This window comes from Halomonas terrestris, assembly GCF_049166755.1.
Classification (GTDB): Bacteria; Pseudomonadota; Gammaproteobacteria; order Pseudomonadales; family Halomonadaceae; genus Halomonas.
Genome location: NZ_JBMHFZ010000006.1, coordinates 1 through 18,205 on the forward strand (window position 1 = coordinate 1; position 18,205 = coordinate 18,205).

Annotated in this window: 15 protein-coding genes; 5 read left to right on the forward strand and 10 right to left on the reverse strand. The window is 69.1% G+C overall.

The window, feature by feature from the left end:
- Positions 1-205: 205 nt before the first annotated feature.
- From purH to dsbD, 7 genes are all read right to left on the reverse strand, one after another.
- Positions 206-1,786: a bifunctional phosphoribosylaminoimidazolecarboxamide formyltransferase/IMP cyclohydrolase gene (purH, locus tag ACOMD9_RS07630; RefSeq protein ID WP_421413361.1), complete on the reverse strand. Its 1,581-nt coding sequence runs from the start codon at positions 1,784-1,786 to the stop codon at positions 206-208.
- A 110-nt stretch (positions 1,787-1,896) separates the two neighbouring features.
- Positions 1,897-2,244: a DNA-binding transcriptional regulator Fis gene (fis, locus tag ACOMD9_RS07635; protein WP_421413363.1), complete on the reverse strand. Its 348-nt coding sequence runs from the start codon at positions 2,242-2,244 to the stop codon at positions 1,897-1,899.
- Positions 2,241-3,302 (reverse strand): tRNA dihydrouridine synthase DusB, encoded by a 1,062-nt coding sequence (dusB, locus tag ACOMD9_RS07640; RefSeq protein WP_421413365.1) that lies wholly within the window; start codon positions 3,300-3,302, stop codon positions 2,241-2,243. The genes fis and dusB overlap by 4 nt, the downstream gene beginning before the upstream one ends.
- 107 nt (positions 3,303-3,409) lie before the next feature.
- Positions 3,410-4,324 carry a 50S ribosomal protein L11 methyltransferase gene (prmA, locus tag ACOMD9_RS07645; RefSeq protein ID WP_421413367.1) on the reverse strand — a complete coding sequence of 305 codons (915 nt, stop codon included), beginning with the start codon at positions 4,322-4,324 and terminating at the stop codon, positions 3,410-3,412.
- 99 nt (positions 4,325-4,423) lie between these two features.
- The gene (accC, locus tag ACOMD9_RS07650) at positions 4,424-5,767 is read right to left on the reverse strand and encodes an acetyl-CoA carboxylase biotin carboxylase subunit (RefSeq protein WP_421413370.1); all 1,344 of its coding nucleotides are present in this window, start codon (positions 5,765-5,767) and stop codon (positions 4,424-4,426) included.
- 29 nt (positions 5,768-5,796) lie between these two features.
- Positions 5,797-6,258 (reverse strand): acetyl-CoA carboxylase biotin carboxyl carrier protein, encoded by a 462-nt coding sequence (accB, locus tag ACOMD9_RS07655; protein WP_421413372.1) that lies wholly within the window; start codon positions 6,256-6,258, stop codon positions 5,797-5,799.
- 241 nt (positions 6,259-6,499) lie between these two features.
- Complete coding sequence (dsbD, locus tag ACOMD9_RS07660) at positions 6,500-8,344, reverse strand: protein-disulfide reductase DsbD (RefSeq protein WP_421413374.1); 1,845 nt, start codon at positions 8,342-8,344, stop codon at positions 6,500-6,502.
- 189 nt (positions 8,345-8,533) lie between these two features.
- On the opposite strand from dsbD, the gene ACOMD9_RS07665 reads away from it, so the two are divergent.
- Positions 8,534-9,793: a DUF2333 family protein gene (locus ACOMD9_RS07665; RefSeq protein ID WP_421413376.1), complete on the forward strand. Its 1,260-nt coding sequence runs from the start codon at positions 8,534-8,536 to the stop codon at positions 9,791-9,793.
- Positions 9,794-9,854: 61 nt separating this feature from the next.
- On the opposite strand, the gene ppa is transcribed toward ACOMD9_RS07665, so the two are convergent.
- The gene (ppa, locus tag ACOMD9_RS07670; protein ID WP_421413378.1) at positions 9,855-10,385 is read right to left on the reverse strand and encodes an inorganic diphosphatase; all 531 of its coding nucleotides are present in this window, start codon (positions 10,383-10,385) and stop codon (positions 9,855-9,857) included.
- A 264-nt stretch (positions 10,386-10,649) separates the two neighbouring features.
- On the opposite strand from ppa, the gene ACOMD9_RS07675 reads away from it, so the two are divergent.
- The gene (locus ACOMD9_RS07675) at positions 10,650-12,377 is read left to right on the forward strand and encodes a protein kinase domain-containing protein (RefSeq protein WP_421413728.1); all 1,728 of its coding nucleotides are present in this window, start codon (positions 10,650-10,652) and stop codon (positions 12,375-12,377) included.
- A gap of 70 nt (positions 12,378-12,447) precedes the next feature.
- Here the strand turns inward: ACOMD9_RS07675 and ACOMD9_RS07680 are convergent, their stop codons facing one another.
- Complete coding sequence (locus ACOMD9_RS07680; protein WP_421413381.1) at positions 12,448-13,704, reverse strand: 6-phosphofructokinase; 1,257 nt, start codon at positions 13,702-13,704, stop codon at positions 12,448-12,450.
- 208 nt (positions 13,705-13,912) lie between these two features.
- On the opposite strand from ACOMD9_RS07680, the gene mpl reads away from it, so the two are divergent.
- The 3 genes from mpl (at position 13,913) to ACOMD9_RS07695 (ending at position 16,619) form a co-directional block, all read left to right on the forward strand.
- Positions 13,913-15,304, forward strand: a complete 1,392-nt coding sequence (gene mpl / locus ACOMD9_RS07685) for a UDP-N-acetylmuramate:L-alanyl-gamma-D-glutamyl-meso-diaminopimelate ligase (RefSeq protein WP_421413383.1) — start codon at positions 13,913-13,915, stop codon at positions 15,302-15,304.
- The gene (locus ACOMD9_RS07690) at positions 15,297-15,911 is read left to right on the forward strand and encodes a flavin prenyltransferase UbiX (RefSeq protein WP_421413385.1); all 615 of its coding nucleotides are present in this window, start codon (positions 15,297-15,299) and stop codon (positions 15,909-15,911) included. The genes mpl and ACOMD9_RS07690 overlap by 8 nt, the downstream gene beginning before the upstream one ends.
- Positions 15,912-15,995: 84 nt before the next feature.
- Complete coding sequence (locus ACOMD9_RS07695) at positions 15,996-16,619, forward strand: LysE family translocator (RefSeq protein ID WP_421413730.1); 624 nt, start codon at positions 15,996-15,998, stop codon at positions 16,617-16,619.
- A 158-nt stretch (positions 16,620-16,777) separates the two neighbouring features.
- On the opposite strand, the gene ACOMD9_RS07700 is transcribed toward ACOMD9_RS07695, so the two are convergent.
- Complete coding sequence (locus ACOMD9_RS07700) at positions 16,778-18,181, reverse strand: bifunctional DedA family/phosphatase PAP2 family protein (protein ID WP_421413387.1); 1,404 nt, start codon at positions 18,179-18,181, stop codon at positions 16,778-16,780.
- Positions 18,182-18,205 lie beyond the last annotated feature (24 nt).

Sequence of the window (18,205 nt, forward strand, 5' to 3'; positions counted from 1 at the left end):
CTGAGAGCTTTAAGCCATAAGCTTTAAGCCATAAGACAGAAAACCCCATCGGTTCTGCCGATGGGGTTTTCTATATCTGACTTGCTTGAGAAGACGGCTGGGCGATGGTCAGGCTAGGCGAAAGTTGGCGAAAGAGCGGAGTTTGCTGTTGCAAATGAGCATCTTGAGCCGACTTTCAACGACGCATGACCGAGATCCAGTGTCTTTAATGCCTAAAATGGCGCATCCCCGTGAAGACCATGGCGATACCGGCCTCGTTGGCGGCGTCGATCACCTCCTGGTCGCGCATCGAGCCGCCGGGCTGGATCACCGCGGCGATGCCGGCCGCCGCCGCGGCGTCGATGCCGTCGCGGAAGGGGAAGAAGGCGTCGCTGGCCATCACCGAACCGGGTACCGAGAGGCCCTCGTCGGCGGCCTTGATGCCGGCGATCCTGGCCGAATAGACGCGGCTCATCTGGCCGGCGCCCACGCCGATGGTCTGGCCGTCCTTGGCGTAGACGATGGCGTTGGACTTGACGTACTTGGCCACCTTCCAGGCGAAGGCCAGGTCACGCATCTCCTGCTCGGTGGGCACCCGCTCGGAGACCACGGTGAGTTCGTCGCGTCCCACCATGCCCAGGTCGCGATCCTGTACCAGCAGGCCACCGGTGACCCGCTTGAAGTCGTGGGCATGCTCGCGCTCCCCGGGCCAGTGTTCGCCCACGTCGAGCAGGCGCACGTTCTGCTTCTCGGCGACGATGGCGAGGGCGTCGTCGGCCACCCCCGGAGCGATGATCACCTCGACGAACTGGCGGTCGATGATAGCGCGAGCGGTCTCGGCATCCAGCGGCACGTTGAAGGCGATGATGCCGCCGAAGGCGCTGGTGGGGTCGGTGGCGAAGGCCTTGTCGTAGGCCTCGAGGGGGCTTGCCCCCACTGCCACGCCACAGGGGTTGGCGTGCTTGACGATCACGCAGGCGGTGTCGGTGAAGGCCTTGACGCATTCGAAGGCGGCATCGGTATCGGCCACGTTGTTGAAGGAGAGCGCCTTGCCCTGCAACTGGGTGGCGGTGGCGACGCTGGCCTCGCGGGCACCGGCTTCCACGTAGAAGGCCGCGCCCTGGTGGGGGTTCTCGCCGTAGCGCATGGCCTGCTTCTTCTCGAACTGCAGGTTGTAGGTGCGCGGAAAGCCGTCCTCGCCCCCCGGCACGCGCTGGCCGAGGTAGTCGGCGATGGCGGCGTCGTAGCCCGCGGTGTGCTCGAAGGCCTTGACCGCCAGGTCGAAGCGGGTGGCCTCACTCACCGCGCCGTCCCGGGCGGCGAGTTCGTCGAGCACCCGGGCATAGTCCTCGGCATTGACCACGATGGTGGTGTGGGCGTGGTTCTTGGCACAGGCGCGCACCATGGTCGGGCCACCGATGTCGATGTTCTCGATGGCATCCCCGAGGGTGCAGTCCGGCTGGGCCACGGTCCGGGCGAAGGGGTAGAGGTTGACCACCACCATGTCGATGGGGTCGATCCCGTGTTCGGCCATCACGGCATCGTCCTGGCCGCGACGCCCCAGGATGCCGCCGTGGATCTTCGGGTGCAGGGTCTTGACCCGGCCGTCCATGATCTCCGGGAAGCCGGTATGCTCGGAGACTTCGGTAACGGCGATGCCATTCTCCTGGAGCAGGCGGAAGGTGCCGCCGGTGGAGAGCAGTTCGACGCCGTGCTCGGTGAGACCGCGGGCGAAGTCGACGATGCCGGTCTTGTCGGAAACGCTGATCAGCGCGCGGCGAACCGCGGCGGAGGAGGGTTGGGCCATGGGGACACTCTCTGGCTGGCAGTGGGTGGGTGGAACGTCGGGTCATGGAAGCCGGGGCACGAAGCGCATGGCGGCATGGCGAAGGGTGCCACGGGGCTCCCTCGTCGTGATCAGATCAGGCCGTACTGCTTGAGCTTCTTGCGCAGGGTGCCGCGATTGAGCCCCAGCATCTCCGCGGCACGGGTCTGGTTGCCCTGGGTGTGCTCGAGCACGGCGGCCAGCAGTGGCGACTCGACCTCGGCCATCACCATGGCATAGAGGCCGGTGACGTCGCCGCCGTCCAGGTGGTCGAAGTAGCGTCGCATGGCGGCGTCCACGGCTTCGCGCAACGGCTGCTGCGATGCCGGCCCGGCCTGGCGGTCGCCCTGGGCAGGGTCGGCCACGTCGGCGAGATCACGGGAGGTCCGGGCATCTAGCCCCGACAGCTCGGGATTCTGGGGAAAGGCTTGGCTGGTCATGCGGCACAGATTCCATCCGTCGTCACGCCCCGGGCCAGGCGGCTCGCAGCCGCGGCGGGGTCGTGACGAAACAGTTCGTCAATGAAGCGGCACTGGGCTGTCGGGCACTCCAGGCCGTTGAAGGTGGCTCGCAGGGCACGCCTGCCCGCCTCGTCGAGACGGGCATCGCCGGCCAGGTACCAGCCGACATGCTTGCGTGCGATGCGCACCCCCATGTGCTCACCATAGAAGTCATGCAGGGCCGCGAGGTGGGCGCGCAGGACGCTGGCGCGCTCCCCGTCGGCCGGGGGAGGGAGATGCTCTCCCCGGCGCAGATAGTGATCGATCTCGCGGAAGACCCAGGGATTGCCCTGTGCGCCGCGACCGATCATCACTGCATCCGCCCCAGTATAGTCGAGGACACGGGCGGCCTTCTCGGCGGAATCGATATCGCCGTTGGCGAAGACCGGGATGCCCACCGCGGCCTTGATGGCGGCGATGGTGTCGTACTCGGCCTCGCCCGAGTAGCGCTGCTGGCGATGGCGGCCATGGACCGCCAGGGCCTGGATGCCGGCGTCCTCGGCCAGCCGTGCCACACGCACGCCGTTGTTGCTCTCGGCGCACCAGCCGGTGCGGATCTTCAGCGTCACCGGCACGTCCACGGCGGCCACCACGGCGTGGAGGATCTCGGCCACCAGGGCCTCGTCACGCAGGAGTGCGGAGCCGGCGGCCTTGTTGCACACCTTCTTGGCCGGGCAGCCCATGTTGATGTCGATGATCTCGGCACCCTGTGCGGCATTGAGCCGCGCCGCCTCGGCGAGCATGTCGGCGTCTCCGCCGGCGATCTGTACCGCTCGGGGCCCCGGTTCGCCGCGATGGTCCATGCGCAGGCGCGACTTGCGGGTGTGCCACAGCCCCGGGTCCGAGGTGACCATCTCGCCCACCACCAGGCCCGCCCCCAGTTGCCGGCAGAGCTGGCGGAAGGGGCGGTCGGTGACACCGGCCATGGGCGCCAGGATCACCCTGTTGGGCAACTCGAAGCGGCCGATCCGGGGCAGGGGGGAGCGGGTCTCGGGCATGATGGCGTCTGTCGGTTCGAAGGGGGCATATCATACGCCCCCGCCAGTCGATGGTGAAGGCGATCTTTGGTTGGGAGGCCGTCGCAACGGCCTTCGCTTCCCGCCGTTCAGCCGGGCCGATGCCCGCTCAGCCTCACCCAGCCCTCGCGTCCCACCGGCGCCTCCATCAGCAGGCCCTCGGCGCGGTAGGCCTCGAGCACCTCCTCGGCCTGGTGCTCGAGAATGCCGGACAGGGTCAGGCGACCACCCGGCGCGACATGGCCGGCGATCATCGGGGCCAGCTCGACCAGCGGTCCGGCGAGGATATTGGCCACCACGATGGGGAAGGTCTCGCCAGCGTCGAGCTGCTCCGGGTAGCAGAGGCGCAAGTCGCGCTCGGCCACGTCATTGCGTTGAGCATTGTCGCGGCTTGCCTGCAGCGCCTGGGGGTCGATGTCGGTACCCACGGCGCCGGCCGCCCCCAGCCGGAGGGCGGCGATGGCGAGTATCCCCGAGCCGCAGCCCACGTCGAGGACCTCTCGACCCTCGATCTCGTCGGCCACGGCCAGCCCGTCGAGCCACTCCAGGCAGAGCGCCGTGGTCGGGTGGGTGCCGGTACCGAAGGCGAGCCCCGGGTCCAGGTGCAGGTTCACCGCGCCGGGCTCCGGCGGCTCGTGCCAGCTCGGCACGATCCACAGCCGCTGGCCCATGCGCAGCGGCCGGAAGTCCTCCATCCACTCGCGCTCCCAGTCGCGGTCGGCCAGCAACTCGACCTCGATCTCGGGGCAGGGCTCCCCGGGAAACTCGGCGGCCCAGGCCTGGCGCACCCGGTCGAGCATGGCATCGACGCCCTCCAGGTCGTCGTAGAGGCCGGTGAGTACCGTCTCGTCCCACAGCGGGGTGGTGCCGCGCTCGGGTTCGAAGACCGGGTCGTCGTGGGCGTCCTGCAGGGTGATGGCGGTGGCGCCCTCGGCGAGCAGCAGCTCTTCCAGGGTCTCGGACTGTTCGGGGGCGATATGAGCCTTCAGTTGTAGCCAGGGCATGGCGGCGGGCTCCTCGAGGCGGCGATCGGGTCGCCGGGGTGACGGACATCGGGAAACGAAAACGGGGTGGCGTCGGCCACCCCGCGAAGCGCTGCGCGCTTACTGCGCGAGCTTCTTTTCCAGGTAGTGGATATTCACGCCACCCTGCTGGAAATAGCCATCGCGGACCAGGTCCTTGTGCAGGTCGGTGTTGGTCTTGATGCCCTCCACCAGCAACTCGTCCAGCGCGTTGCGCATGCGGATCAGCGCGGTCTCGCGGTCGGCGCCCCAGGTGATCAGCTTGCCGATCAGCGAGTCGTAGTGGGGCGGCACGGTATAGCCGGTATAGACGTGGGAGTCCATGCGCACCCCGAGTCCGCCGGGCGGGTGGTAGAGGGTCACCTTGCCGGGGGAAGGCATGAAGGTGCGGGAATCCTCGGCGTTGATGCGGCACTCGAAGGCGTGGCCGTTGAGCTGTACCTCTTCCTGGCTGACCGACAGCGGCAGCCCCGAGGCGATGCGCAGCTGCTCGCGGACGATATCCACCCCGGTGACCATCTCGGTGACCGGATGCTCGACCTGGACCCGGGTGTTCATCTCGATGAAGAAGAACTGGCCGTCCTCGTAGAGGAACTCGAAGGTGCCGGCGCCGCGATAGCCGATGGTGATGCAGGCCTGGCGGCACGCCTCGAGCACCTCGGCGCGGGCGGCCTCGTCGATGCCCGGGGCCGGGGCCTCCTCGATCACCTTCTGGTGGCGGCGTTGCAGGGAACAGTCGCGATCATAGAGGTGGATGGCGTTGCCCTGGCCATCGGCCAGCACCTGCACCTCCACGTGGCGCGGGTTCTCGAGGAACTTCTCCATGTAGACGGTGCCGTCGCCGAAGGCCGAGTGGGCCTCGGTGCGGGTGACGGTGACCGCGGAGAGCAGGTGGGCCTCGGTATGCACCACGCGCATGCCGCGCCCGCCACCACCCGCGGCGGCCTTGATGATCACCGGGTAGCCGATGCGCCTGGCGATGGCGACGATCTCGCCCTCGTCATCCTCCGGCAACGGGCCGTCGGAGCCGGGCACGGTGGGGACGCCGGCCTTCTTCATCGACTCGATGGCGCTGACCTTGTCGCCCATCAGGCGAATGGTCTCGGCGCGGGGGCCGATGAAGATGAAGCCGGAGCGCTCGACCTGCTCGGCGAAGTTGGCGTTCTCGGACAGGAAGCCGTAGCCGGGGTGGATGGCGCTGGAATCGGTGACTTCGGCGGCGCTGATCAGCGCCGGGATATTCAGGTAGGACTGGGCCGAGGGGGCCGGCCCGATGCACACGGCCTCGTCGGCCAGGCGTACGTGCATCAGCTCGCGGTCGGCCTTGGAGTGGACCGCGACGGTCTTGATGCCCAGTTCCTTGCAGGCGCGCAGGATGCGCAGGGCGATCTCGCCGCGATTGGCGATGAGAACCTTGTCCAGCATGATGGGGTCCGCCAGTGTCTGTGGGAAGATCAGGAGATGACGACCATCGGCTGGTCGAACTCGACCGGCTCGCCGTCCTCGACCAGGATCGCCTCGATCACGCCATCGCGATCGGCCTCGATCTGGTTCATCATCTTCATGGCCTCGATGATACACACGGTATCACCCTTCTTGACGCTGGAGCCCACCTCGATGAAGGGCTTGGCACCCGGTGCCGGGGAGCGGTAGAAGGTGCCGACCATGGGCGAGCAGACGGCATGCCCCTGATAGGCGGGGGCCGACTCGCCGGCGGGCTCGGCGGGCGCCGCCACGGCCTCGGGAGCGGGTGCCGGCGCCGCCGGGGCATAGCCCTGGGGCATGGGCTGCTGCAGGCTCGGGCCATTGGGGTGTCGGCTGATGCGTACCGATTCCTCGCCTTCCTGGATCTCGATTTCGCTGATGTTGGACTCTTCGAGCAGTTCGATCAGCTTCTTGACCTTGCGGATATCCATGGCTCTGTCTCGATCGATTGGTATCGGTGGGTGGCGGCAGTCCCGGGGCGCTGTCAACCCGGGCCAACTCGCAATAGATCGCGGCAAGATGGCGACTCTTGCCGCCTCTATCGGCCTTGATAAGGCATTGACGCCGGAGTGTGCCGAAAATCGGCGTGGATGTCCAGCAGGCGTGAGAACAGCGTTCGATCATCACGTTCAAACGCCTGTTTGACGACGTTCGCGGTCATTCGCCACCGACTCAGCCCCGGCGGCCGCCCAGCCAGTCAAGCACGCCGTCCAGGTGACTGGCCAGGCCGGCAGCGCGCATCTCCCCCTGGATGCGTGCCTCGCGGATCTCCTCCTCGCCATCGAAGAACAGCAGGCTGGGCGGGCCGAAGAGACCGAAGTGATCGAGCAGCTCGCGAGTGGTGTCACCGGTGTCGGTGACATCGACATTGATGCGGGCAAAGGCCGAGAGGGGTTCGGCGACCCGGGGGTCAGGGTAGACCTGGCGCTCCATCTGCTTGCAGGAGATGCACCAGTCGGCGGTGAAGTGCACGAAGGCCGGCCGTTCCCGGTCGGCGGCCCCGGCCAGGGCCTGGCGCAGGCCGTCGAGTCCGCTGACCGTGGTGATTTCCGCTTCCACGCTGCGGGCCTGGCTCCCGGCGCTGGTCAGTCCCGCCAGCGGGCGCAGCGGGTCCGTGGCACCGCCGGCGGCACCCAGCACCAGGGCGATGCCCCAGGCGAGCAGCACCAGGCCGGTCGCCTGGCGTACCCGCGGCCAGCCCTGGGCCTGGTTGACGGTCATCGCGCCCAGGGCCAGGGCACTGCCGATGGCCAGGGCGGCCCACAGCAGCAGGGCCACGCTGGCGGGCAGCAGCCGCTCGATCAGCCAGATCGCGACCCCCAGCATCAGGATGCCGAAGGCGATCTTCACACCGTTCATCCAGGCGCCGGTGCGCGGCAGCAGGGTGGTGCCGAAGGTGCCGACCAGCAGCAGGGGCACCCCCATGCCGAGCCCGAGGGCGAGCAGGGCGGCGCCGCCCATCAGGGCATCCCCGGTGGAGGAGATGAACACCAGGGCGCCGGCCAGGGGCGCCGAGACGCAGGGCGAGACCACCAGCACCGACAGTGCCCCGGCCAGTGCCAGGCCGCCCGGGCCGCTGCGCTGGGCGCGGGCCTGCCAGGCGTCGATGCGCCCGGCGATTCGGGGCGACATGCGCAGCTCGAAGGCACCGAACATCGCCAGGGCGAAGAGGGTGAAGAGCACCGCGAAGGTGATCAGCACCGGGGCCGACTGCAGGCGGGCCTGCAGGTTGAGGCCGGCGCCGAACAGGCCCATCAGGACCCCGACGGCGGCATAGGTCAGCGCCATCCCCCCCACGTAGCTGGCCGAGAGCGCGAAGGCCCGTGGCCGGGAGGGGTTCTGGCCGACGATGATCGACGACAGGATCGGCACCATGGGCAGCACGCAGGGCGTGAAGGTCAGACCCAGGCCGGCGAGGAAGAACAGGCCCAGCGCCAGTGGCAGGCTGGCGTCGGCCATCAGGGCACTGAAGCGACCATCGGCGCTCTGGGGGGCGGCCGGGGCGGCGGCGTCGCGCGTGCCGGTGTCGCCGGGGCCCGCACCACCGGCGCCCCAGCCGGCGAAGGCGGCCGGCGCGGCGCGCTCGGCGGCCTGGAGGTCGACCCGCTCGGGGGGATAGCAGAGGCCGGCATCGGCGCAGCCCTGGAAGGTCAGCGTCACCGGCAGCACGCCGCTGGCGCCATCCTCGATCGGCACCTCGAAGACCACGTCATCGCGGAACACGTAGACGTCGCCGAGGAACTCGTCACTGGTGAATTCGCCCTGGGGAACCTCGGGCTCGCCGAGGGTCGCGGTGTCGGCGTCCACCGCGAACTGGTGGCGATAGAGGTAGTGTTCGGGCGTGACCTCGACCCCCACGAAGAGGGTCTCGCCATCATGCCAGGCGCTCGGCTGGAAGGCTTCCAGCACCGGCAGGAAGTCTCCGCTGGAGGAGCTCGAGGAGAACCACTGGGCATGACTGCTGAGAGGAAGTAGCGCGAGGGCCAGCAGGCAGGCCAGGTGTCTGATGTTCAACACGGTCTTCCTTTTCCAGATGGGCGCGAATATGACTCCCCGCGACTGCCTCGGGTTCCGTGACGGACGCCGCGAGGGGGCATCAGCTGCTAGGATAACGCAGGAGGCCGGCGCTGTAGATCACATGATGCCGGCCTCGGCTGCGCCCCATTGTCGCGCTGCCGCATCTGCCAACATCAGGGAATCGGGACCATGGCATTGACGGGAACGGGCGCCGCCAGGCGCCGAAGGAGGGCCGAGGCGCTGGAGCGTCCGGAGTACGGCTGGATATGGAAGCCGCTGCTGGCGCTGGTGGGGGCCTACCTGCTGGTGACCGTGGCGCTGGGGATCTGGTGGAGCCGGGTGCCGGCCGCCTTCGACGTGGAACAGGCCACCGCCGAGCGGCGTGGTGAGCAAGCTTCCACCCCGGCGGCTCGCGGCGCGGTGACCACCGCCACCCTGATGACCGCGGTGCATACGCTGCTGGACAAGCCCGGCGGTTACCTGCGCAACGATATAGCCCCGCCGGGGCTGTGGTTGGACAACATGCCCAACTGGGAGCTCGGGGTGCTGACCCAGGCCCGTGACCTCTCCCGGGCGTTGTCGGTCATGGAGCCGGGCGACCACCCGGCGCTGGAGGAGGCCGCCGAGCGGCTGCGGGGGGACAGCCGCGACTGGCTCTACCCCTCCACCGAGCAGCGTCTCGAGGAGGCCCTCGCGTCACTGGGGGGCTACCTGACGGCGCTCGGGGAACAGGGGGATGCCGGCTTCACCGCGGGGGCCGGCCTGTCGGCCTGGCTGGAGCAGGTCGCCTGGCGTCTCGACGACCTGGGGAGGCGTCTCTCGGCCAGCGTCGGCAGTCGCGAGCAGCTTCGCGACCTGGACATCGAGCCCGATGAGCTGCCGCCGCGCACTCCCTGGCACCGGGTCGACGACATCTTCTTCGAGGCCCGGGGCACCGGCTGGGCGCTTCCCCACCTGCTCGAGGCGGTGCGCCGTGACCAGGCGGACGTGCTGGAGCGCGCCGCGGTGCTGGGTGAGTGGGAGATGCTCGTCGCCGAGCTGGAGCGCACCCAGCGCCGGCTGTGGAGCCCGGTGGTGCTCAACGGCTCGGGGTTCGGCCTCTTCGCCAACCATTCGCTGGTGATGGCCAACCATGTCATCCGTGCCCGGGACCTGGCCCGGGAGCTGGCGGCGGCCCTCGAGGTGCCGCCGGCAGGGCTGGCGGCTCCCGAGGCGTACCAGGAAGAGGCGCCCATCGAACCCCCGGTGGAGGAGGTCGAGCGTCGCGAGGGGGCCGGGGGCGAGAGCCCGCCGCCGGCGCTTGAGTCGCTGGAGGAGCTCCGCGAGGACGACCGGGCCGGGGAGCCGGCCCCGAGGGCCGCTGACGACGAGGAGCCGATGCCTCCCGAGACCGATGAGTATCAGGCGCCGGCCTCGGAGGAAGAGCGCGGAGCTTCCGGCGGGGAGTGACTCCTCGACAGGCGAACGGGCCGCCCGGAGGGCGGCCCGTTCGGTAGGACGATCCGTGCGATCAGGCCTTCTCGTAGGCCGCCACGGACTTCTCGATGGCCTTGCGGGCAGCCTCGACGCCTTCCCAGGACTCCACCTTCACCCACTTGCCCTTCTCGAGATCCTTGTAGTTCTCGAAGAAGTGGGCGATCTGCTGGCGCAGCAGCTCGGGCAGGTCGGTGACCTCCTGGACGTCGTCGTAGAGGGTGGAGAGCGTGGGGTGCGGCACGCAGACCAGCTTGGCGTCCTCGCCGGCCTCGTCGGTCATGTTGAGGATGCCGACCGGACGCGCACGGATCACGGCGCCGGCCTGTACCGGATAGGGCGTCACCACCAGCGCATCCAGGGGGTCGCCGTCGTCGGCCAGGGTGTGCGGGATGAAGCCGTAGTTGGCCGGGTAGAACATCGGGGTGGCCATGAAGCGGTCGACCAGCAGCGCACCCATGTCCTTGTCGATCTCGTACTTGATCGGCGTGTGGTTGGCCGGGATCTCGATGGCGACGTAGACGTCGTTGGGGAGATCCTTGCCGGCGGGGATGTTGTCGAAGTTCATCGTCGCTTCCTTCGGTTGGCGAAAATCCGGATAGGCGAAAAATCCGGCGAATTATACGGAGCCGATGCGGGGATTACCAATGCGACAAAGGTGCCGCGAGACGGGGCCGAGGCTCGGCGCAAGGTGGCGCCTCGGGGTGGATGGGGGCGTCTTCGCCGTTGGTTGACACCCCGGCTGCACCGCCACGAGTGTATCATGGTGTTCCGATGGAGCCGGCAGCCTCGTGCGACGCCGGCCAGCCGTTTCGACTCCGAGGAGAACGCCTTGGCACCCGACCAGCTGTCACTGAGTTATGGACAGGCCTTCGTGGCCCCGGACCGGCGCCGGCATCGCAGCTCGATGTCGGTACGGGTGCCCGAGCAGGCCCTCCTGCGTGCCAAGGGGGCCTGTGCGGTGATCAGCGATTCCACCTCGCGCAACGCCATCGCCAAGCAGGCGGGGGACCTCAGCGTGCGTGGCTTCCTGGCGGACTACTTCTCCACCCCGGACCACTGGGACGTCAAGACCTCGGCGACCCGGGTGCTGCGCGCCCTCAACGGCTGGTGCTACAGCCAGAGCCAGCATCTCGCGGAAGGCAGCTATGTCGCCTCGCTCTCGGCCGTGGTCTACCGGGGACGCGAGGCGCACCTCTTTCACATGGGCGATACCCTGGTGTTCCGGCTGCGCGGCGCGGAGTTCGAGCAGCTCTCCCGCGACCATGTCACCGACCTGGGCGGCTATCGCTACCCCTCGCGGGCATTGGGCATGGACGGCAGCATCGACATCGACTACATGCACATGCCGATCAAGCAGGGTGACCTCTTCCTGTTCACCACCCAGGTGGCGCTGGGGACCCTGATGCCCTCGGAGTACGTGCAGCTGATCCGCCAGGATGCCAGCGACCTGGATGCCGCCTGCGAGCGCCTGGCCGAGGCAGCGGTCGCCCGTGCCCAGGCGCGTGGCTATGGAGCCGAGCAGTTCTGCTTCCAGCTGGTGCGGATCGACCAGCTGCCCGACGAGGAGCAGGACGTGCCGGGGCGGATCTACGGCGACCTGCCGATTCCCCCGGAACTCGCCCCCGGCGAGCGCCTGGACGGCCTGGAGGTCCAGGCCGTGCTGTCGCGTACCGCCCAGTCGCGGGTCTACCGCGTGCGAGACGTGCACACCGAGCGGGAGATGGTGATGAAGGCGCCGAGTCCCGAGCTTTCCAACCGCAACGCCTACCTGGAGCACTTCCTGCTCCAGCAGTGGGTGGTGGAGCGGGTCAAGTCGCCCTTCGTGGTGCGCATCATGGAGCCCTCGCGGCCACGGCGCTATCTCTACTACCTGATGGCCTATGTGGAGGGCGAGACCCTGATCGACTGGGCACGCCGACACCCCCAGGCGAGCCTGGTGCAGCGCCTGGACATCGCCAACCAGCTGGGCAAGGCCGTGCAGGCGCTGCATCACCGCGACCTGCTGCACCAGCAGATCCATCCCGGCAACGTGTTGATCGACCCCCATGGCCAGGTGGTGCTGACCGATTTCAGCGCCTGCCATCTGCGCGACGTGGACGGTCACAAGCGCTCCCGGGAGCTGGTGCGCCAGGTCGGGTTGACCGAACACAGTGCCCCGGAATATGCCCTGGACGATTCGGTAGGGCGGCGCAGCGACCAGTACTCGCTGGCGTCCACCGTCTACTGGTTGCTGACCGGCGAGCTGCCCTATGCCCTGGCGCCCAACCGCCTGCGCCGCCATACCGACCTGGAACAGCTCGTCTACCGCAGCGCCAGGACCCTCAATCCCGAGGTGACGCCCGCCCTGGATGACGCCCTGCGCCGGGCACTGGACCCGCAGCGTGCGCTGCGTTACCGGCGCATGTCGGAGTTCCTGCACGCCCTGCGTCAGCCGCTGAGCGCCGAGCGTGAGGGAGGGCGTGCCACCCCCCGAATGCTGCGCGAACCGGCCGGCTTCTGGCAGGGGGTGGCGGGGATCCTGCTGCTGCTGCTGGTGCTGTCGTGGCTGTTGCGGTAAGCGCCGAGGCTGACCCCATGGGGGGCACGGGCCACGAGCTGCGAGCAGACTAGTGCCCGAAGCCCTAAGCCTAGAGCTTGAAATCGGCCAGCTTGCGGTCGACCTTGGCCAGCTTGAGGTGGGCGACCTTCGGCAGGCCGTTCTCGAAGGGCGGGAAGTCCTCGCCCTGGATCAGCGGCGATAGGTACTGGCGGCACGCCTCGGTGATGCCGAAGCCGTCCCCGCGGATGTACTCGGCGGGCATGAACTTCTCCCGATTGGCCACCTCGGCCAGCGGGGCGGCCTCGATGCGCCACTCGTAGGGGGTGTCCGAGACCCGCTTGATCGCCGGCATCATCGAGTTCTTGCCCTCCAGGGCCAGCTCCACCGCCTTCTCGCCCACGGCATAGGCCTGGTCGACGTCGGTCTTCGAGGCCAGGTGCCGCGCGGCACGCTGAAGGTAGTCGGCGACCGCCCAGTGGTACTTGTAGCCCAGGTCCTGCTTGACCATGCCGGCCAGTGTCGGTGCCACGCCGCCCAGCTGACGGTGGCCGAAGGCATCGGTGTTGCCCGAATCGGCCAGGAAGGTGCCGTCCTCGTAGCGGGCCCCCTCGGAGACCACGATCACGCAGTAGCCATACTTCTGCACCGCCTCCTCGACCCTGGCCATGACCCTGGCGCGGTCGAAGGGGACCTCGGGGAAGATCACCAGGTGGGGCGGTTCGCCCTCGCCGTTGCCGGCCAGGGCCCCGGCGGCGGCGATCCAGCCGGCGTGGCGGCCCATCACCTCGAGCACGAACACCTTGGTCGAGGTGGCGCACATCGAGGCGATGTCCAGGGAGGCCTCGAGGGTGGAGGTGGCGATGTACTTGGCCACGCTGCCGAAGCCGGGCGAGTTGTCGGTGATCGGCAGGTCGTTGTCCACGGTCTTGGGCACGTGGATGGCGGTCAGCGGGTAGCCCATCTTCTCGGAGAGCTGGGAGACCTTGAGGCAGGTGTCGGCGCTGTCACCGCCGCCGTTGTAGAAGAAGTAGCGGATGTCGTGGGCCTTGAACACCTCGATCAGACGCTCGTACTGGGCGCGGTGGCTCTCGATGTCCTTGAGCTTGTAGCGGCAGGAGCCGAAGGCGCCACCCGGGGTGTGGCGCAGCGCCGCGATGGCTTCGTCGGATTCCTGGCTGACGTCGATCAGGTCCTCGGTCAGGGCGCCGATGATGCCATTGTGGCCGGCATAGACCCTGCCGATCCGATCCGGGTGGCGGCGACAGGCCTCGATCACGCCGCAGGCGCTGGCATTGATCACGGCGGTGACGCCGCCGGACTGGGCGTAGAAGGCATTGTGGGCCATGGGGCTTTCCTGTTCCTGGTCACGTCGAGGGGTCCGAAAGCCCGAGAGTCTAGCCGAAAGTGGCTGGGGCTGCATCCGAGCGCCCGCCACACCCAAGTCCCCTTGGGTCCCCGCGGCGACGGTGCCCGCTGGAGCACGCCGCGGGCGCCATGCTAGTCTCCCGTGACCGCGCCGCGGCCTGCGGCGGCATGATGCAGTCGGAGACAGCATGCACCTTCACATTCTCGGTATCTGCGGCACCTTCATGGGCAGCCTGGCACTGCTGGCCCGCGAACTGGGCGCCACGGTCAGCGGTTCGGATGCCAATGTCTATCCGCCCATGAGCACCCAGCTCGAGGAGGCCGGCATCCAGCTGACCGAGGGCCATGCGGCCGCCAACCTGGAACCGCATCCCGACCTGGTGGTGGTCGGCAACGCGCTCTCCCGGGGCAACCCCGAGGTGGAAGCGATGCTCGACCTGGGGCTGCCCTATGTCTCGGGTCCCCAGTGGCTGGCCGAGCATGTCCTGCCGGGGCGGCGGGTGATCGCCGTGGCCGGCACCCACGGCAAGACCACCACGGCGAGCCTGCTGGCCTGGCTGCTGGAGTCCGCCGGCCTCGCCCCGGGTTTCCTGATCGGCGGGGTGCCGCGCAACTTCGGTGTCTCGGCGCGCCTCGGGGCCCATGACGCTCCCTTCGTGGTCGAGGCCGACGAGTACGACACCGCCTTCTTCGACAAGCGCTCCAAGTTCGTCCATTACCGCCCCGAGATCGCCATCCTCGGCAACCTGGAGTTCGATCACGCGGACATCTTTCCCGACCTGGCCGCCATCGAGCGACAGTTCCACCACCTGGTGCGCACGGTACCCGGCCGCGGCCGGCTGCTGGTGGCCGATGGCGAGCCGGCACTGGACAGGGTGCTCGAGCAGGGGTGCTGGACGCCGGTCGTCCGTTTCGGCAGCGACGCCGCCAGCCCCTGGCGGCTGGAACTCGAGCGCGAGGACGCCTCCCGCTTCCAGGTGATCCACCAGGAGGGCCAGGGTGAGGAAGGCGTCGACGAGGATGCGGTGGTGGACTGGCCGCTGACCGGGGCCTACAACGCCCGTAACGCCCTGGCCGCCCTGGCGGCGGCGCACGCCTGCGGGGTCGACCTGGCACGGGGCTGTGCGGCGCTGTCGCGCTTCGAGTCCCCTCGCCGGCGCCAGGAGCTGCGTGGCGAGGTGGCCGGGATCCAGGTGATCGACGATTTCGCCCACCATCCCACGGCCATCGCCGCCACCCTGGAGGGGCTGCGCGCCGCCACCGCCCGCGGCCGGCTGCTGGCGGTGATCGAGCCGCGCTCCAACACCATGCGCCTGGGCACCCTGCGCGATCGCCTCGCCGGCAGCGTCGCCGCCGCCGATGCCGCCTTCTGGTACCAGCCCCCGGGGCTCGACTGGTCGCTGGCGCCGCTGCTCGCCGGGAGCCCGGTGCCGGCCCGGTTGCATGAGGACCTCGATGCCCTGGTCGAGGCCCTGGTGGCCGAGGCGCGCCCCCTCGACCGCATCGTGGTGATGTCCAACGGCGGCTTCGGCGGCATCCACGAGAAGCTTCTGGCCGCCTTGGAGGTGGCCCATGGCTGAGGGACTGCGAGCCCCGGTCACCGTGGCGATCACCGGTGCCTCCGGGGCCCAGTACGGCCTGCGCCTCATCGAGACGCTGGTGGCGGCCGACCACGCGGTCTGGGTGATGATCTCCAGGGCCGCCCACCTGGTGATCGCCACCGAGACCGACACCGCGCTGCCGGCCCGCCCGGAGCGCCTGGCCGAGGTGCTGAGCGAGCGCAGCGGCGCGGCCCCCGGCCAGATCCGCTGCTTCGGGCGGGAGGACTGGATGGCCCCGGTGGCCTCGGGCTCCGGGGCGCCATCCTCCATGGTGATCTGCCCCTGCTCCACCGGCACCCTCTCGGCGGTGGCCACGGGGGCCAGCAACAACCTGATCGAGCGTGCCGCCGACGTCGCCCTCAAGGAGCGCCGCCAGCTGATCCTGGTCCCCCGCGAGACCCCCTTCTCGGCGATCCACCTGGAGCACATGCTGAGCCTGACCCGCATGGGGGCGGTGATCCTGCCGGCCGCCCCGGGTTTCTACCACCAGCCGGCGTCGATAGATGACCTGGTCGACTTCATCGTGGCGCGGATTCTCAACCAACTGGGGATCGAGCACCACCTGGTACCGCGCTGGGGCGAATGACGGGAGGCTCCCGGTCTGGGAGTCGTCGCGGCGGTGTCACCCGCTCCTGCCAGGCTGGGGCACACAAGGACGAGGCCTTCGATGATGATCAAGCTGTCGCTGCTGTCGGTCTTCGTGCCGACCTTCCTGCTCGTGTCGCTGACCCCCGGGATGTGCATGACGCTATCCATGGTGCTGGGGATGACCCAGGGCGTGAGGCGCACCCTGTGGATGATGGCCGGCGAGCTGGTCGGGGTGGGCCTGGTGGCCGCCGCCGCCGGTGCCGGCGTCGCTACCCTGATGCTGCGCCAGCCTGAGCTGTTCGCGCTGTTCAAGTGGGTGGGTGGCGCCTACCTGGGGTATCTGGGGGTGATGATGTGGCGCTCCCGGGGGCGCATGGCGATTCCGCTCGAGAGCGTCGAACTGCCGCCGGCGGGCCGCGGCCAGCTGGCGCTGCAGGGTTTCGTCACCGCGGTGGCCAACCCCAAGGGCTGGGCCTTCTTCGTGGCGCTGCTGCCGCCCTTCCTCGATGCCAGCCGAGCCCTGGGGGGACAGCTGGCCGTGCTGATCGCGGTGATCCTGGCCATCGAGTTCCTCTGCCTGCTGCTCTACGCCGCCGGCGGACGCAGCCTGCGCCGGCTGCTCGGCGAGAGCGGCAACGTGCGCCTGCTCAACCGCATCGCCGGCTCGCTGATGGTCGGCGTCGGGGTGTGGCTGGCCCTGGGATGACCCGGCTTCGCCGGGAGCTACAAGTGAAAAGCGTTGCTGCGGCTAGGCTGGGTAGTCGCATCATGGCTTACGGCTTACGGCTTACGGCTTACGGCTTACGGCTTACGGCTTACGGCTTACGGCTTACGGCTTACGGCATACGGCTTACGGCTTACGGCTCAGACGGGCGGTAGCCAGGCCACCCGGGCGCTCACCAGTATCAGCGAGGCGCTGCCCAGCCACCACCAGGGGCAGAGGGCGAGTGACGGTCGCGCCTTCTGCTGCCAGGCCAGGTGCACCAGGGCACAGACCACCAGGCCGAGCAGGGCGCCACCGACCAGGTCGCTGAGCCAGTGAACGCCGATCACCAGCCGCGAGAGTGCCATGGGAACGGCGAGCAGGATGGCGGCCCAGTAGACCCAATGGCGCTGGTGGTGGGGAAGCTCCCGGGCGATGAAGGCGGCGGCGAGGCCGAGCACCACCACGGCGGTGGAGGCATGGGCGCTGGGGTAGGCCAGGGAGCCGGCCAGGTAGTCCGGCGTTCCCGGGCGGTCCCGGCCGATCAACGCCTTGCCCAGGGTATTGAGCAGCGCAATGCCACCGAGCCCTGCCGAGATGTGCACGAAGGCCGCCAGGTGGCGCTTCCACAGCAGCCATGCCCCCCAGGGAAGCACCAGGGCGATCACTCCGTAGCGGTCGCCGACCCTTGCCAGCACCTGGCCGAGGCGCTCCAGGCCGGGCGTGGCCAGTGCCGTGAAGAGCTGGTTGACGCGCAGGTCGATTGCCAGGGGTCCCTGCTGCTGGATCACCAGCAGCGTCCATCCCGAGAGCGAGCCCAGGGCGAGGATCAGCAGCAGCCAGCTGGCCAGTGGCACCTCGCCTTGGCCCCGCCAGCTCTGGACCAGCCAGAAGCGCCGCATCACCGGGTGGCGGCGCGCGCCGACGGCGGCGAGCCGGTAGAGGCGGCCGGTACGGGTGACCTGCTGGCGCAGCCAGGAGAACACCACGGCCAGCACCACCAGCAGCACGATCAGGGCGACCAGCCAGGTCTCGATGCCCTCCGGCAGGCCCAGCAGCTGTTGCCAGGTGCGGCCCAGGAGGTAGCCGGGCAGCACATAGGCGGGCGCCCAGAGGGCCGCCGAGGCGAGGTTGGCCCAGGTGAAGGCCCGGGGCGACATGTGCAGCATGCCGGCGATCATCGGCACCATCGGGCGAACCGGGCCCACGAAGCGGCCGAAGAACACCGACAGGCTGCCGTAGCGTCGGAAGAAGCGGGCGCCCCTGGCCAGCCACTCCGGGTGGCGCGCAAGGGGCCACAGGCGGGTGACCCTTTCGCGCTGGGTGTAGCCCAGCAGGAAACTCATCCCGTCCCCCGCCACGGCGCCGAGGAAGGCGACCGCAATGACCGCCGACAGGGCGATCTCCTGGTGGCCGGCCAGGGAGGCCGCGGCGGTGATCAGGATCACGCCGGGCACCAGCAGGCCGATCAGCGCCAGTGACTCCATCAGGGCGATGGCGGCGATGATCAGCAGCAGCAGGGCAGGCGAGGGGGTCAGCTGGTAGAGGGTGTCGGCAAGACTCAAGTGGTGGCTCCGTGGTCGGGCAGG

Bases quoted from the DNA above. Each gene is read 5' to 3' on its own strand.
- purH (WP_421413361.1), bottom strand. From the start codon at position 1,786: ATGGCCCAACCCTCCTCCGCCGCGGTTCGCCGCGCGCTGATCAGCGTT.
- fis (WP_421413363.1), bottom strand. From the start codon at position 2,244: ATGACCAGCCAAGCCTTTCCCCAGAATCCCGAGCTGTCGGGGCTAGAT.
- dusB (WP_421413365.1), bottom strand. From the start codon at position 3,302: ATGCCCGAGACCCGCTCCCCCCTGCCCCGGATCGGCCGCTTCGAGTTG.
- prmA (WP_421413367.1), bottom strand. From the start codon at position 4,324: ATGCCCTGGCTACAACTGAAGGCTCATATCGCCCCCGAACAGTCCGAG.
- accC (WP_421413370.1), bottom strand. From the start codon at position 5,767: ATGCTGGACAAGGTTCTCATCGCCAATCGCGGCGAGATCGCCCTGCGC.
- accB (WP_421413372.1), bottom strand. From the start codon at position 6,258: ATGGATATCCGCAAGGTCAAGAAGCTGATCGAACTGCTCGAAGAGTCC.
- ACOMD9_RS07665 (WP_421413376.1), top strand. From the start codon at position 8,534: ATGGCATTGACGGGAACGGGCGCCGCCAGGCGCCGAAGGAGGGCCGAG.
- ppa (WP_421413378.1), bottom strand. From the start codon at position 10,385: ATGAACTTCGACAACATCCCCGCCGGCAAGGATCTCCCCAACGACGTC.
- ACOMD9_RS07680 (WP_421413381.1), bottom strand. From the start codon at position 13,704: ATGGCCCACAATGCCTTCTACGCCCAGTCCGGCGGCGTCACCGCCGTG.
- mpl (WP_421413383.1), top strand. From the start codon at position 13,913: ATGCACCTTCACATTCTCGGTATCTGCGGCACCTTCATGGGCAGCCTG.
- ACOMD9_RS07690 (WP_421413385.1), top strand. From the start codon at position 15,297: ATGGCTGAGGGACTGCGAGCCCCGGTCACCGTGGCGATCACCGGTGCC.
- ACOMD9_RS07695 (WP_421413730.1), top strand. From the start codon at position 15,996: ATGATCAAGCTGTCGCTGCTGTCGGTCTTCGTGCCGACCTTCCTGCTC.